At 58.8% G+C, this 14,719-nt stretch carries 15 protein-coding genes; 4 read left to right on the top strand and 11 right to left on the bottom strand.

From position 1 onward, the window contains the following. Positions 1 to 6: 6 nt before the first annotated feature. Genes LJD29_RS05430 through LJD29_RS05415 form a run of 4 tightly spaced genes read right to left on the bottom strand, consistent with a single transcriptional unit; the run spans position 7 to position 3,880 of the window. Positions 7 to 411, bottom strand: coding sequence for a DUF971 domain-containing protein (locus LJD29_RS05430; protein ID WP_446744741.1), 405 nt, complete (start codon positions 409 to 411; stop codon positions 7 to 9). Between the two features lie 31 nt (positions 412 to 442). After that, positions 443 to 1,225, bottom strand: coding sequence for a sulfite exporter TauE/SafE family protein (locus LJD29_RS05425; RefSeq protein WP_446744740.1), 783 nt, complete (start codon positions 1,223 to 1,225; stop codon positions 443 to 445). 12 nt (positions 1,226 to 1,237) lie between these two features. Further along, the gene (locus LJD29_RS05420; protein ID WP_446744739.1) at positions 1,238 to 1,999 is read right to left on the bottom strand and encodes an ATP-binding cassette domain-containing protein; all 762 of its coding nucleotides are present in this window, start codon (positions 1,997 to 1,999) and stop codon (positions 1,238 to 1,240) included. Positions 2,000 to 2,035: 36 nt separating this feature from the next. After that, positions 2,036 to 3,880 (bottom strand): amidase, encoded by a 1,845-nt coding sequence (locus LJD29_RS05415; protein WP_446744738.1) that lies wholly within the window; start codon positions 3,878 to 3,880, stop codon positions 2,036 to 2,038. 281 nt (positions 3,881 to 4,161) lie between these two features. On the opposite strand from LJD29_RS05415, the gene LJD29_RS05410 reads away from it, so the two are divergent. Beyond that, on the top strand, positions 4,162 to 4,914 hold the full coding sequence (locus LJD29_RS05410; protein ID WP_446744737.1) for an AAA family ATPase: 753 nt from the start codon (positions 4,162 to 4,164) through the stop codon (positions 4,912 to 4,914). 33 nt (positions 4,915 to 4,947) lie between these two features. On the opposite strand, the gene LJD29_RS05405 is transcribed toward LJD29_RS05410, so the two are convergent. Then, positions 4,948 to 5,673 (bottom strand): endonuclease III domain-containing protein, encoded by a 726-nt coding sequence (locus tag LJD29_RS05405; RefSeq protein ID WP_446744736.1) that lies wholly within the window; start codon positions 5,671 to 5,673, stop codon positions 4,948 to 4,950. A 67-nt stretch (positions 5,674 to 5,740) separates the two neighbouring features. Next, complete coding sequence (gene gyrB, locus LJD29_RS05400) at positions 5,741 to 8,347, bottom strand: DNA topoisomerase (ATP-hydrolyzing) subunit B (RefSeq protein WP_446744735.1); 2,607 nt, start codon at positions 8,345 to 8,347, stop codon at positions 5,741 to 5,743. 323 nt (positions 8,348 to 8,670) lie between these two features. On the opposite strand from gyrB, the gene LJD29_RS05395 reads away from it, so the two are divergent. Both LJD29_RS05395 and LJD29_RS05390 read left to right on the top strand, forming a co-directional pair. Then, the gene (locus LJD29_RS05395; RefSeq protein ID WP_446744734.1) at positions 8,671 to 8,856 is read left to right on the top strand and encodes a hypothetical protein; all 186 of its coding nucleotides are present in this window, start codon (positions 8,671 to 8,673) and stop codon (positions 8,854 to 8,856) included. Positions 8,857 to 8,960: 104 nt separating this feature from the next. Then, the gene (locus LJD29_RS05390; RefSeq protein ID WP_446744733.1) at positions 8,961 to 9,848 is read left to right on the top strand and encodes a hypothetical protein; all 888 of its coding nucleotides are present in this window, start codon (positions 8,961 to 8,963) and stop codon (positions 9,846 to 9,848) included. A 141-nt stretch (positions 9,849 to 9,989) separates the two neighbouring features. Here the strand turns inward: LJD29_RS05390 and rpmA are convergent, their stop codons facing one another. Next, positions 9,990 to 10,253, bottom strand: coding sequence for a 50S ribosomal protein L27 (gene rpmA, locus LJD29_RS05385; RefSeq protein WP_446744732.1), 264 nt, complete (start codon positions 10,251 to 10,253; stop codon positions 9,990 to 9,992). A gap of 30 nt (positions 10,254 to 10,283) precedes the next feature. Beyond that, positions 10,284 to 10,610, bottom strand: coding sequence for a 50S ribosomal protein L21 (rplU, locus tag LJD29_RS05380; protein WP_446744731.1), 327 nt, complete (start codon positions 10,608 to 10,610; stop codon positions 10,284 to 10,286). 379 nt (positions 10,611 to 10,989) lie between these two features. Here rplU and rpmB point away from each other — a divergent pair, with 379 nt between their 5' ends. Then, entirely contained in the window at positions 10,990 to 11,178 is a 189-nt protein-coding gene (rpmB, locus tag LJD29_RS05375) for a 50S ribosomal protein L28 (RefSeq protein WP_446744730.1), read from the top strand. A gap of 46 nt (positions 11,179 to 11,224) precedes the next feature. Here rpmB and msrB read toward each other — a convergent pair whose 3' ends face one another. From msrB to LJD29_RS05360, 3 genes are all read right to left on the bottom strand, one after another. Beyond that, the gene (gene msrB, locus LJD29_RS05370; protein ID WP_446744729.1) at positions 11,225 to 11,665 is read right to left on the bottom strand and encodes a peptide-methionine (R)-S-oxide reductase MsrB; all 441 of its coding nucleotides are present in this window, start codon (positions 11,663 to 11,665) and stop codon (positions 11,225 to 11,227) included. Positions 11,666 to 11,707: 42 nt separating this feature from the next. Then, positions 11,708 to 12,094: a RidA family protein gene (locus LJD29_RS05365; RefSeq protein WP_446744728.1), complete on the bottom strand. Its 387-nt coding sequence runs from the start codon at positions 12,092 to 12,094 to the stop codon at positions 11,708 to 11,710. A 319-nt stretch (positions 12,095 to 12,413) separates the two neighbouring features. Beyond that, positions 12,414 to 14,663, bottom strand: coding sequence for a RelA/SpoT family protein (locus tag LJD29_RS05360; protein WP_446744727.1), 2,250 nt, complete (start codon positions 14,661 to 14,663; stop codon positions 12,414 to 12,416). Between the last annotated feature and the right edge of the window lie 56 nt (positions 14,664 to 14,719).

Raw genomic sequence — 14,719 nt, 5'->3', positions numbered from 1 at the left:
CGCGCGTCAGCCGTGGCGGCGCAGATAATCCCAGGAGTAGATGCCGCTCTTGTGCCCGTCATTCCACTCGAAGCTGATCGCGTAACGGCCGACCGGCGTTACGACGTCAGGGCGAGGGGGCGCCTGGTACATGGGCAGCAGGGCCGCAGGCTTTGCTACGGGCTCGCCGGGGGCACGGCCTGCTTTCTCGCGCTCATCGTGGCAGGTCGCGCAGGGGCAGCCATTGCGAAGCCATCCGAAGGTCCACGAGCTCTTGTGTCCGTCCTGCCATTCGATTTCCATGCCGGTGCCTTCCGACTTATGAACGCGCACCTTGACCGGGGTGATCATCTCGCGCGGCAACTCATGCGCGGCCTGGTCTTCACGGCGCGCCTGCTCGGCATTGACGATGCGAATCCCCTCGTGGCTCATGCTTTTATTTTCTCAGAAATCAGTGCGCGCTTCAGCGATAGACCTTCCAGAAGAAATATCCCGCCATCGAAAAGCCGATGATGGTGACAAATGCGCGTGCAAGCCGGGGATCGAGCCGGCGCGCGCCGCGTCCGCCGAGATAGCCGCCGATCGCGCCGGTAACCATCATGAGCAGGCAATGCTGCCACAGCACCTGGTGGCGCGCGATAAAGATGAGCACAGCGACGCCGTTCGCGAGCGTGGTCGTCACGACTTTCAGCGCGTTGATCTGGTTGATGTTCTGAATGCCGAAGAGTGCCAGTACAGACATGATGAGAAAGCCCGCGCCTGCTCCGAAGTAGCCGATGTAGAAGCAGACGATGGCGACGAAAAACATCAGCGGCAGAAAGCTCGGATGCGAATCGGCGGCGCGTTGCGAGCGTGTCCTTTGCTGCAGCCAGCGCGAGACTGGTCCGCTGACGGAAAAGAGTGTCGCCGCGATCAGCAGCAGCCACGGGACGAGGTGCAGGAACGTTCCCTGCTTCGTTCGCAGCAGGACGATGCTGCCGGCGCTGCCGCCCACGATGGCAGAGAGGCCCAGCGGCCAGACGAGCTTCAGGTTATGCTTCAGATCTTCGAAGTAGGCAGCGATCGAGGTGAACTGGCCCGGCCAGAGCGCGACGGTGTTCGTTGCATTCGCTTGGATCGGCGGCACTCCGATGCCGAGCAGGGCAGGGAAGGAAAGAAACGATCCGCCACCCGCCATCGCATTCAGGCAGCCCGCGAGAAAAGATGCAATCACGAGCCAGATGCCCGCCAGATCCCAGTGAATCATGCTGTCTTCATGTTAAGTCAGCACGATCTCTGGAGTAGCAGCTAATAGCGTGCGCGTGTAGGTTTCACGAGGACTTTCGCAGATCTCCGCTGCCGTGCCGTACTCGACGAGCCTGCCGCGATAGAGCACCGCAATGTCGGTCGAGAGGTAGCGCACCAGCGGCATGGAGTGCGAGATGAAGAGATACGTCAGCTGATGCTCGCGTTGCAGATCGCGCAACAGGTTCACGATCTGCGCGCCAACGCTTACGTCCAGCGCGGAGACCGGTTCGTCGAGCACCAGCAACTCAGGCCGCAACGCGAGAGCACGTGCAATGTTGATGCGCTGGCGCTGCCCGCCGGAAAACTCGTGAGGAAAGCGCTGCAGCGCTGACTCATCGAGGCCCACGGAGCGCAGCAATTCCGCTGTACGCGGCCGAATCTCGGAGCGAGGACATGCACGATGAATCCGGAGCGGCTCGGCGACAATATCGGCGATCTTCATCCGCGGATTGAGCGCTGCAAAGGGATCCTGAAAGACCACCTGTACACGGCGGCGAAGCGCACGCATGGCCCGCGTGGATGCTTTCGTAATGGATTCGCCATCGAAGGTGACTTCGCCCGAGGTCGGCTCGATCAGCCCCAGCACCATGCGAGCAATGGTCGACTTGCCCGAGCCTGACTCGCCCACCAGCCCGAGCGTGGCGCCTTTCGCGATCGAGAACGACACGTCGTCAACGACGAGCGCATCGGCACCGTAGCTTTTCGAAAGATTGCGCGCTTCGAGCAAGGGCATAGATGCAAGGTAGCGGCTTGGCCGCTATCCGGCAAGTCAACCAAGCTTCGGGTGCAGCTTTTCGAAGCCTGTCGCCTGTTGATATGCGCGGGCAAAGGAGCAGAGCTTCGCGTCCTGATAATGCGAGCCCAGGAACGTCAGGCTCACCGGAGTTCCGGGGCCGCCAATCTGGTCATCGTTGCCGGTATCGACCGCCGGCGGCTTCGGCGCATCCGCTCCGCGCAGGCCGTTGGGAACGATCACTGCCGGATGCCCGGTCAGGTTGGTCACGACAAGCTGTTCGCTGTTGCTCGCCGCTACGATCACGTCAACCTGTTCAAAGAGCTTTGAAAACTCGGTGATCGCCAGCATGCGGGCGCGGTTTGCCTGGATGTACTCGACTGCCGGATAAAAGCGATGAAGGCGAAAGAGATTCGGCCAGTCTTCGTCGCTCTGCTCCGTCAGCAGGTTGTCCCGGCCCGAGAGTGTGAGGTCGTCAAAAGCCGCCGCAGCTTCGGCAGTAAGCAGCGAAGACATCGCGCCGTAAGGCAGATCGGGAAGCTTCAACTCTTGAAGGTGCACACCCATGGAGCGCAGCTTGTCGAGAGCCGCCAGGTCGTACCTGCGGTCGTAATCGCGGCGCGCCTGTGCGGCTGCTGCTTCGAGACGTTTCTTTTTATCTGCCTCGGTAAGCGGCTGCTTTTCGTCGTGCTGTGCTTCGGGCTTCTCGGCCTCGAACTCGCTCGCGATGTAACCGACACGAAGAGATTTCCAGTCAAGGTCAGCGTTCCAGTTAAAGGCCGCGTTGCGCACGGAGCGGTCTTCGCCATCTGGGCCATGAATCGCCTCGAGAACCATCGCGCAATCTTCGACGGCGCGGCAGATGGGGCCAAGCTTGTCCATCGTCCAGCTCAATGCCATCGCGCCGGTGCGGGGCACGAAGCCAAAGGTCGGACGCAGACCTGTCACGCCGCAGCGTGTCGAGGGAGATGAGATCGATCCAAGCGTCTCTGACCCAATGGCAAACGCCACGCAGCCAGCGGAGGTTGCCGAGGCCGAACCGGCGGACGATCCGCTCGATCCCTGCTTCGGATTCCACGGATTGCGCGTGCGTCCGCCGAACCATTTGTCGCCCATTGCCAGGGCTCCGAGTGTAGTTTTTGCGATCAGCACGGCTCCCGCTGCATCGAGGCGTTGTACGACGGTCGCATCCTGCTCGAAGGATTGTTTTTCGAAGCCGCCCGCACCCCATGTAGTCGGGTAGCCCTTCACTGCGAGCAGGTCCTTCGCGCCCCACGGCAATCCATGCAGGGGCCCGCGATACTTACCCGCTGCGATTTCGCGATCCGCCTCACGCGCCTGCGTCATTGCGCGTTCTTCGGTAATCGTTACGGCGAAGTGCAGCAGCGGATCGTACTTTCGCAACCGGGCGATGTACATCCCGGTAAAGTCGGTCGAGGAGACTTTCTTCCTGCGGATTAAGTCGGCCAGCTCGGGGATGGTCGCGAAGGCCAGGTCCTCCAGATTTGCAGGCATCGTTGCCGTAGCGGCGCTGTAAACAGGCTTCTTCTTCTCGGAGTCGACAGTCGCGCCCGCCGGTAGCGGATCGAAGACAAAAGCCGGAGCGACACTATTCAGCAGATGCAGCTCGCGGATCTTTTCGTAGCCCTTGCGCAGATCGTTCAGGCCTTCGAGCAACATCTGGCGATGCTCGGGCGTAATGGTGATGCCGGCCAGCGCGGCCGCGGCATCGACCATCTCCGGAGTGATCTTCACAGGCTCGTGCTGTGTTTGCTGCGCCTGGGCGGCGAGGGTGTAGAGAGTGCCGGGAAGCAGCGTGGAGGCTAGTCCGAGGCGGCTTGAAACAGCCAGGAAGGCGCGGCGATCGATGGAGATGTTCATACTTGGATCTTCAGGGTAATGCCTCCGTCGTATCAGCGTCTTCAGAAAAACAAAGTACAGGTGAGTCAGAGAAAAGCTGCCCGAAAGGCGTCGTCAAAAGCTGCTGCCGGCTGCGTCGGACTACGAGCGTAGAGGTGTTTATCTCTCTCACCCACGCGGATAAGGCATGTAGCACCGCACTGCTGGGCGCGAGAATGCGGATCATCTTCTAGTTCCCCCAAGCAAGATTATGGAATTTCAGATGGAAACAGTTTTGTGCTCGCCCGGCGTATTCTGCACAAATGGAAATGACGGTCCCATATCTGCTCGAAGTGAAAGCGATGAAGGAGCGATTTCCTGCATCCAGAGAGTTTCCTTTCGATCTTCCCTTTATTCCGAATCTTGATTTGATGTTTCACAAGCTGGTGACATTCTTCGTCGGAGAGAACGGGACTGGCAAGTCGACTTTGCTGGAAGCCATCGCGGCTCTTAGCAAACTGCCCGTTTCAGGTGGCAGCAGGAGTGAACTTCAAGGTAGTCATGCGCCTGAGCAGGACAGCGCGCTGTCTCACGTACTACGCCCATCTTTTCGCCGGCAGCCGCGCGATGGATTCTTTCTCCGGGCTGAGTTCGCGGCGCACTTTGCCTCTCTGCTGGACACGAGAAAAAAGGATCCTCTTTTCTTCGGTGATCCTTACCGACTCTACGGGGGCCGCTCCCTGCATACTCGTTCTCACGGCGAAGCTTTCCTGGCGATTCTTCAAAATCGTATCCAAGCAGGTCTTTTTCTACTGGACGAGCCTGAGTCCGCGTTATCGCCACAGCGACAACTTTCATTACTTGCCATGATTCGCGGATTAGTATCGGAAGGAAATTCGCGATTCCTGATTGCTACGCATTCGCCGATCTTGATGACTTATCCTGATGCTCAAATTGTGAGTTTCGACGAGGGTGTTCTGCGCGAAATCAATCTTGAGGAAACGTCTCACTATCAGATCACTCGCGGAATACTGGAGGAACCAGCTCGATATTGGAAACATCTTGCAGAAGACTAACGACGCACGGTAGCAAGTCGCGAGAAAAGTCCTTTAGCTCCTTCGCATGCCACGGCTAGAAATAATGTTTTCACCGGTAGGACACATGTCTAGCAGCGGACACTTCCCGCAGTTGCGCTCGAAATCGAGCTTCGTGCAGCGTTGTTGTCCGTGCAGCTTAACAAGCCTGTGATGGTCGTCGAGCATCTCCGGACCCCAATCTGCCGGAGCCATTTCCCTTAACTTCTCTTCCGTGACTTTGGCCGGAGTCCCCTCGGTTACAAAGTGCAGCCGCTCCGCAATGCGTTGATGGTGCGAGTCGATCACCAGCGCCGAGTTACGGATAGTGCTGAAGTTCACCACTGCGGCACTGGTCTTCGGCCCTACTCCGTCGAAGCTTTCCAGCCACTTGCGAATGCGTGATTCCGGCTGGCCATGCAGAAAATCTAGATTCAACTGGCCATGATTCTGACGCGTGATGCGGCGCAGCGCCTTCTGCAGATCCCGGGCCTTGGCCTCGGGGAAGGTTGCGGGGGTTACAATTCGCAGGACTTCTTCGTAGGACGCGTCCCGTACCTTCTCCCACGTGCCGAAGTACCGCTCCAGCGCGTAAAGCACTTCGTGGGACACTTCTGTTTTTGTACGCGATGACAGCATGGAGTAGACAAACTGGCGCAGCGGCGGCCATGGCTCGCGCACCGGAGGCGGTCCATATTCAACAAGCAGCGCATCGTGCAGGCGCACGATACGGTCGTCGGTGAAGAGAGATAGATTTGCCATGCACCTGTCTGCAAACGGCGCACGGCCCGGACAAGTGTCCGGGCCGTGCGGGTCGTGAAAGGACGAGCTAGATGTCGAGGTTCTTTACGTCGAGCGCGTTCTCTTCGATGAACTTGCGGCGGGACTCCACGTCTTCGCCCATCAGCGTGGTGAAGATAGTTTCGGTTTCCGCAATGTCTTCGAGCTTGACCGAGAGCAGGGTGCGGCGATCTGGATCCATCGTCGTATCCCACAGCTGCGTCGAGGTCATTTCGCCCAGACCTTTGTAGCGCTGTACCTGGTAGTCGCGGCGGCCCTGTTCGATGACATACTCGAACAGCTCCTGCGCTGTCTGCTTCTCAACCGGATCCTGCGCCACGCGTGCAGACTTCTTCGGCGCAGACTTGGTTTCGACTGTTGCCTCGCCTTCGCCTTCTTCAGCTTCAGCAGCGGCTGCGGTCGCACCCTTGGTCGCGTATTCAATCACAAACGGCGGCTCGAGATGCTCCTTGATCTGCGCGTACTTGGTCATCAGCTGGCGATATTCCGGCGATGAGGCCAGGGTCCAGTCGATGTGGCGAACAGCACCCTGTGCATCGGTGAAGTGGAGCGACCAGGTCTGGTGCTCTTCGTCGAAAGCCGGCTGCGTCAGGCCCTTGAACTGGTACTTCTTGTGGATCTTTTCGAGATCATCGTGCAGGGCTACCAGCTTGGCTGGAGCCGTCGCCGCGTCGCCTTCGAAGTCGCTGCGGCGCGCCAGCTCGTGCTTCGTCAGCAGGCCGGTGATCTCTTCATTGCGCAGGCGCTTGTTCACCTTGTCGAAGAAGCCGATGTACTCGTTGAGCTGCCCCATGAACTTGGTCAAGGCAGCGCCTTCGAGCTTCTTGCCCTCGTTGCCGTAGCCGATAACCATGCCTTCGGCGGCGCGCTTCACCATCACCTTCACGAACTCTCGGTCGTCCTTGATGTACTGCTCGAACTTGCCCTTCTTGATGCGATAGAGCGGCGGCTGAGCGATGTAGACGTGTCCGCGCTTGATGAGCTCGTTCATGTGACGGAAGAAGAACGTCAGAAGGAGAGTCCGGATATGGGATCCGTCGACGTCTGCATCCGTCATCAGGATGATCTTGCCGTAACGCAGCTTCGCCGGGTCGAAGTCGTCCTTGCCGATGCCTGCGCCGAGCGCGGTGATCATGGCACGGATTTCTTCGTGGCCCAGCATCTTGTCGTAGCGGGCTTTTTCGACGTTGAGAATCTTACCCTTGAGGGGCAGGATGGCCTGGAAGCGGCGATCGCGGCCCTGCTTGGCGGTGCCACCTGCGGACTCACCCTCGACCAGGTAGAGTTCGCAGCGGTCAGGCTGGCGTTCGCTGCAGTCGGCAAGCTTGCCCGGCAGTCCGCCACCGTCGAGCGCACCCTTGCGGCGCGTAAGATCACGAGCCTTGCGGGCTGCTTCGCGGGCGCGGGCTGCTTCAATCGCCTTGTTAATGACGCGCTTGGCGACCTGGGGATTCTGCTCGAGGAACATGCCGAGCTTTTCGTTGACCATCGCCTGCACGATGCCGGCAATGTCCGAGTTGAGCTTGCCCTTGGTCTGGCCCTCGAACTGCGGCTGCGGCAGCTTGACGCTGATGACGGCAACAAGGCCTTCACGGACGTCGTCGCCGGAAAGGTTCTCCTTTACATCCTTGAAAAGCCCAAGCTGCTGGCCCGCGGCGTTGATGGTGCGCGTGAGGGCCGTTTTGAAGCCTGAGAGATGCGTACCGCCGTCTGCCGTGTTGATGTTGTTGGCGAAGCAGAAGACAGTATCCGAGTAGCTGTCGTTGTACTGGAGGGCGATCTCCATGTCGACATTGTCGCGGAAGCCTTCCATGACAATCGGCTTCTCGTGCAGGACCTGCTTGCCCTTGTTGATGTGCTTGATGAATTCGGCGATACCGCCGGCGTACTTGAAGTCAGTCTTCTTGTACTCGCCGGTCTTCTGGTCGATCACGCGCTCGTCGGCCAGTGAGATCTCGAGGCCCTTGTTCAGGAAGGCGAGCTCTCGCAGACGCTGGGCGAGCGTGTCGTAGTTGTATTCGGTTACCGAGAAGATCGACTTGTCCGGCAGAAAGTGAACCTTGGTTCCGCGGCGCTTGGTCGTACCGGCCTGGCGCAGTCCCGAAATAGGAATGCCCTTGGAGTAGTCCTGTTCGTAGGTGTGGCCATCGCGCCAGATCTCAACGTCGAAAGCCTCGCTCAACGCGTTCACGCAGGAAACACCGACTCCGTGCAGGCCGCCCGAGACCTTGTAGGTTGAGGAATCGAACTTGCCGCCCGCGTGCAGCTTGGTCAGAACGACCTGTACGGCTGGCATCTTCTCGCCATTGTCGAGGGTTTTCTCATCGACGGGGATACCGCGGCCATCGTCCGTGACAGTGATGGAGTTATCGTCGTGGATCGTGACTTCGATCCTGGTCGCGTAACCAGCGAGGGCTTCGTCGACCGAATTGTCGACGACCTCGTACACCAGGTGGTGCAGGCCCATTTCACCGGTCGAACCGATGTACATGGCAGGGCGCAGACGGACCGCTTCCAGGCCTTCGAGAACCTTGATGTTGTCGCTGGTATAGCTTCCGTTCTTGGTGGTGCTGGAAGATGCTTCAACCTCCGCGACGGCGGAGGCAACAGTTGTATCGAGCTCTTTAGCTGGCATGGAACTCCGTCGAGCGAAACCCTTGAAAATGAGTCAACTTGCGGGATAGTTCAGCCGGGACGAAATGCTTGAAAGTGAAAGGGTTTCCGCTCTCTAATCTCTCCCTGATTTTAGCACGTTTAAGGCCGAAACCGTGCGGCTTTCCGAAGCTCGAATCTGTGCCGGCAAGGGTTACATTTTTGGCATGATGTTACTCCGGTCACTATGGTAATTATTACTCTGTATATTGATAAAAAACCATAGACGTTTGACCTCATGGCACGTTAGAAGGTAGTCAGGAAGCCGCTTCCAGGCTTCGAATCCCCAGTCTGAGGTTTACTCCTATGAAAACAGCGACGAAGTTCGCCATCCTGTCCTCCGTTTTTTCCGCCACCATTGCCGCCGTTGCCCTGAGCCACTCGGTCTCCGTACCGGTGAACCATGCTCCTGTCAGCCGTCAGGCTGTCTCCGCAGCTCTCCCGATGCCGGTCTGCGATCCCACCCAGACCTGCAACATCCGGGGACGCTAGGCGATCCTTTTTGATCCGGTAGCACGAAGGTTGTAAAGGAAGCTCTAAACGGTGATTGAGATGCCGCCCTAATCGGGCTATTCTTATTCTGTTTAGGTAAACGAATGAACTGGACAAGCCTCACACTCCAAGGCCTTACTTTTGCAGAGCCGGCACTTAACCTGCTGGCGCTGTTGGCGGCGTTGCGTGTGGGGCTCGCCCGTCGCTTTCCAGCGATGATCACCTACCTGTCGCTGCGGCTCTTTTCGTGTGTCGCCCTGCTGTTGACGCTCAATGCCGATCGTTATATGGCAATCAGTGAGCGGACGCAGACGATGGTTTACTTTTACGGCTACTGGTCTTCCTACATTCTTTGCACCGTTGCGATCTTCTTTGTCGTACAGGAAGTCTTCCACGAATTGATGCGGCCGGTTCCCGATCTCAGCCGTTTGGGAATGGTGGCATTCCGGTGGGTCAGTGTGGCCTCGGTCGTGATCACCCTCGGCGCCGTCGCCCTTCCGGCGCTGAACGGCGGACTCAAGCTGCCGTTTATTGCCGTGGAGCTGATGCGCTGCATCAGCATCATGGAGCTTTGCCTGCTGGCGTTCCTGGCGCTGACTGTCCAGAGCCTGGGGCACTCCTTCCGCAGCCAGCTTTTCGGGATCGGCCTCGGTTTTGGCGTGCAGGCTATCTGGGAGATGATTCTTCCCGTCCTCATGCTGCTCAAGCATCACCCGATCTACTCGACAGAAAACCTTATTCTTCAGGCCGCCACCACCGTTACTTTCCTGATCTGGACGGGATACTTCCTGGCTCCCCAGTCGGAGATGGCTTTGAGCGCCGAGACATTGCCTGTGTCCTCGCCGCTGATCCGCTGGAACGAAATCGCCAAAGCGCTTGGCCACAGCACGCCGCATGTTGCGGTGGGCCAGTCGCAGGCCTTCTTCCTGCAGGATGTGGAAGGCGTAGTCGACAAAGTCCTGACCAAGAACTCCATCAGCGTCAACAACTGAGGACTGGCCGTCCGGGCCGTCGGCGCAGGTGCGGATTCCCGAGTCCTCAAGTTGTTTGGAATGCCATTTTTATCGGCGTTTTGAAATGAGAATAGCCCCGGCCTGGCCGGGGCTATTCGTGTTTTCAGTGCCTGCGGGAGGTTACTCTGCTGCGACGGGCTCGACTGCGACGAAGCGGCCGGTGCGGCCACGGTCGATGAACTTGACGTAGCCGTCGACCTTCGCGAAGAGGGTGTCGTCGCTGCCGCGGCCGACGTTCAGGCCCGGCTTGAGCGGTGTTCCACGCTGACGAACGATGATGGAGCCGCCGGTGACGAGCTGGCCGCCGAATGCCTTGACGCCGAGTCGCTGCGCGTTAGAGTCGCGGCCGTTTTTTGAACTTCCAAGACCTTTTTTATGTGCCATGATTCAATCCTTTAATCGAAATCCACGCGCCTACTTGGCTGCGCTGTAGGTGTTCCCATCGACCTGGATCGAATCGATCCGAACCTGGGAGTAGTCCTGACGGTGACCCTGCATCTTCTTGTACTGCTTCTTCCGCTTGTAGTGGAAGACCAGGATCTTGGGAGCGCGTCCCTCGTTCAGAACCGTGCCGACCACCTTGGCCGATTCCGGCTGGGTGATGCCGTTCTCGCCTGAGAAGGCCAGAACGTCGGCAAACTCGACCGCGCCGTTTTCGCCGGCAGCGACCGTCTCAACCTTGACTACGTCGCCCGGGGCGACACGATATTGCTTACCACCGGTACGGATAACCGCGTACATACTTCCTCCAGCGTTCATAGGGAACGCGAAAAACTTAATCCTGGGCTGGGCGGAGTCACGTCGCTCCCATGCAGCCGGGTCCGTATCTGTCTTCTGCGCCTTGTCGGCGCCACGGACACTGCAGAGCGATCGGCAGAATCGCCAAACTAGATAAGTTTATCGGGCCTGCGCCCCGAGGTCAATTGATTCCGCACCAAAAAACCGAAATTCATGGAATGGCGTTGAAGGCCGCGCTCTCTTAGGTTACACTGAGTATTCGTCACCAAGGGTGGACCTATGTCCTGTCTGCCCGTCCGCTCTGTTCGCCGGCCGCGTGCCGCAAGCGACGATGAGATAGCGGGCCGGTTTGAACGAACAACTACAGGTTTTGGAGTTTCGTATGGCACAGGTCTGTCAGGTTTGCGGCAAAGGTCCGCAGTTCGGTAACAATATCTCGCACGCGCACAACACCACCCGCCGTCGCTGGAGTGTCAACCTCCGCCCGGTCAAGGCCAAGGTCGAGGGCGGCAACCGCAAGCTGCGCGTCTGCACCAGCTGCATCAAGAGTGGCAAAGTCGTAAAGGCCTAACTTCCGGCCTAAAACCGAAAAGCGGGACGCTCACGCGTCCCGCTTTTTATTTTGCCTTCTCCCCTTGTTCCGCCTTCTCAAAGTTCAGCGAAGCGGAATTGATGCAGTAGCGCAGACCGCTCGGTTTGGGTCCATCGGGAAAGATGTGGCCAAGGTGGGCACCGCATTTTGCGCAGGTGGCTTCAATCCTCCGCATCCCGTGGCTGTTATCTTCGTGTTCTTCCACCGCATGATCCGAAACCGGCGTCCAGAAGCTGGGCCATCCGCTGCCGGACTCGTACTTCGTGTCTGAGGTGAAGAGCGGGGCATTGCAGGCCACGCAATGGTACACGCCGTTTTCGTGGTTCTTGTACAGGGCGCCGGAAAACGCCGGCTCCGTACCTTTCTGGCGGGTGATGTAATACTGCTCGGGCGTCAGCTGCGCCCTCCACTCTTCGTCTGTCTTGTGAACCTTCTCTACCGGGGCAGTTGTCTTCGTTTCCGTCATACATCCACCTTTCATTTGTTAGATGAATTCGGAGCCCAGTTGTTACACCCGGGCGATCACTTCGATTTCAACCAGCGCATCCTTGGGCAGCCTTGCAACTTCAACCGTCGAACGGGCGGGGGGAATCGCGCCTTCGGGAGCCAGATACTTTCCGTAAACCGCATTCATCGCGGCGAAATCGTTCATGTCCTTCAAAAAGACGAGCGTCTTTACAACGCTTCCCAGGCTGGCCCCAGCCTCTTCGAGCACCGCCTTCAGGTTTTCGAACACGCGTACCGTTTGTTCCGCCACGCTGCCGGGAACGATCTGTCCGTTTGCAGGATCGAGGGCGATCTGCCCGGAGGTGTAGACGAAATCGCCGATCTTGATCGCCTGCGAGTAGGGGCCGATCGCAGCGGGAGCCTTGGAGGTCGAAATGGCTGTCTTCATGGTCTGATTTTGCTGGGAAGAGGGGCGGGCTGGCAAATCCTGTTTTGTTGTCTTTCCTGAGGGCGCGCTTTTTTCACCGAAAGAGCGCCAAGGTTCGCAAAGAGAAGCCGCAAAGGAAGCCGGGTGTCTGTCATTCCTAACGAAGCGCAGGAATTCGCAGTTCCACTCCGCCGACATCCCCCAGAAAGCAGGGCTCGAAATGACAACAAGATGCGGTGTTCGGAATGACAAAGAGGGCTATCGATCCCGACCAAAGGGAGGGCCAGCACTCTTTAGGCAAGGAAGGCGCGAAGCGCGAACGCCCGTGACGGCCAGTCACTCAGAGTTTTTGGGAGCGTTGTACTTCACGGACACCTGGTACCCGGCGCATGCCCTGGACGAGGCGGGTGAGGTGGCGGACGTCCTGTGTTTCGACGACGAATTCGACGATGGCATCATCGTTGGGGCCGGGGCGGGAGTCGACCGTGCGGATGTTGGTGTCCTCGTCACTGATGATGGCGGTAAGTTCCTTCAGCATGCCGGTACGGTCATCGCAGAAGACGGTGAGCTTGACCGGGTAGGTCTGCTTGCGTCCCACGGCTTCGTCCGCGGGACGCGCCCACTCCACAGAGATGCGGCGGTCAGACTCATAGAGCAGGTTCTGCACATTTGAACAGCTACGCGCGTGAACGGCGACGCCTTTGCCACGCGTGACGTAGCCGATAATCTCTTCGCCGCGAATCGGGTTACAACAGCGCGCGCGGTAGACGAGCAGCTCGTTCTGTCCCTCGACCTGCAGGGAATCGGCGCCGCTCGAGGCCGCAGAAACGCGCTTGACGGCTTCCGAGCCGGGATCGGTGTGCGGCTCGTGCTCAGGCGCAGGAGCGGGCTGTCCAATGGCTCCAGGGCTAATGCGGTTGAGCACCTGCCGCGCGGAGTATTTGCCGAATCCGATGGACGCCATCAGGTCATTCGGCGTTGCCAGCGAGTATTCGGTAGCGATGCGCTCGAAGTCGGACTCGTTGAATTTGGAGAGGCTGACTTTGTATTTACGGGCCTCGCGCTCCAGCAGTTTGCGGCCGATTTCAATGGCGCGTTCACGCTGGTGCTCATTGAGCCAATGCTTGATCTTGTTGCGGGCGCGCGAGCTCTTTACGAAGCTCAGCCAGTCGCGGCTGGGGGTGTGGCCATTCTGCGTGACGACTTCGACGATGTCGCCATTGCGCAGCTTCGAGCGCAGCGGAACCATGCGCCCGTTGACCTTGGCGCCGACACAGCTGTTACCGACCTCGGTGTGAATGGAGTAGGCGAAGTCGAGCGGGCTGGCATCTGCCGGAAGTACGACCACCTTGCCCTTAGGTGTGAAGGTGTAAACCTCTTCGGGATAGAGATCGATCTTCAGAGTCGAGAGGAATTCGTTGGGATCGGTCATCTCCCGCTGCCACTCGACCAGCTGGCGAACCCATGCCAGACGCTGCTCATCGCGGGCGCTGATGGGCGAGCCGCCGGCCTTGTATTTCCAGTGCGCAGCGATGCCTTCCTCGGCGATGCGGTGCATCTCCTCGGTGCGGATCTGTACCTCGAACTGATGCCCGGCCTCGCCCATCACTGTCGTGTGCAGCGATTGGTAGAGGTTGGGGCGGGGCATGGCGATGAAGTCCTTGATGCGGCCCGGAACCGGCCGCCAGATGCTGTGAATCAGGCCGAAGACGGCGTAACAGTCCTGCACGCTGCTGGTGATCACACGCAGAGCCAGCAGATCATAGACCTGGTCGACGGAGATCTTCGACTTCTGCAGCTTCTGATTGATGCTGTACAGGCGCTTGATGCGCCATTCGACGCGCGCCTTGATGTTGTTCTCTTCGAGTTTCTCCTGCAGCAGCGCTTCTACGCCGGAGAGAAACTCTTCGCCCTCGGTACGGCGCTCTTCCACGGCTTCGTGAACCTGCTCGTAGGTGAACGGGTCGACGTAGCGGAAGGCCAGGTCCTCAAGCTCGCCGCGCACTTTGCCCATGCCCAGGCGGTGGGCGAGCGGCGCGTAAATATCCAGGGTTTCGCGGGCGATGTTCTGCTGTTTTTCCGGCGCAAGGTGCTGGAGCGTCCGCATGTTGTGCAGACGGTCGGCCAGCTTGATGATGACCACACGAACGTCCGAGACCATGGCCAGCAGCATCTTGCGGACATTTTCCGCCTGGCGGTCTTCGCGATTCGCGAACTGGATTTTGTCGATCTTGGTCACGCCCTCGACGATGTGCGCGACCTGTTCGCCAAATTTGGCGGTGATGTCGGCGGTGGTGACCGGGGTGTCTTCGACGGCGTCGTGAAGCAGGCCTGCTGCAATGGCCGTCGAATCCAGCTTCATTTCAGACAGGACCAGCGCAACTTCAAGAGGGTGTAAAACATAGGGTTCGCCCGAGGCGCGCAGCTGCCCGCGATGGTGTTCGAGGCAGAAATCCCATGCTTTACGAATGATTTCCAGGTCGTCGCTGGGGCGATTGGCCCGCACGGTGTCCAGCAGTTCACGGAATTTATCCGCAAACAATTCCGGTTCTCGCTCGTGGGTGAGCGGAGCGCTCTGCGCGGTTGCCATGTCTTATTATATGCGCTTCTGCTTTTAAAGATTTAAATGCGCCCCTGCTTTCAAAC

Origin of the sequence: Silvibacterium acidisoli (genome assembly GCA_022870745.1) — a bacterium.
GTDB lineage: Bacteria > Acidobacteriota > Terriglobia > Terriglobales > Acidobacteriaceae > Silvibacterium.
Note: the sequence above shows the minus strand (reverse complement) of the source record. Positions and strands in the feature narration are given on the sequence as shown.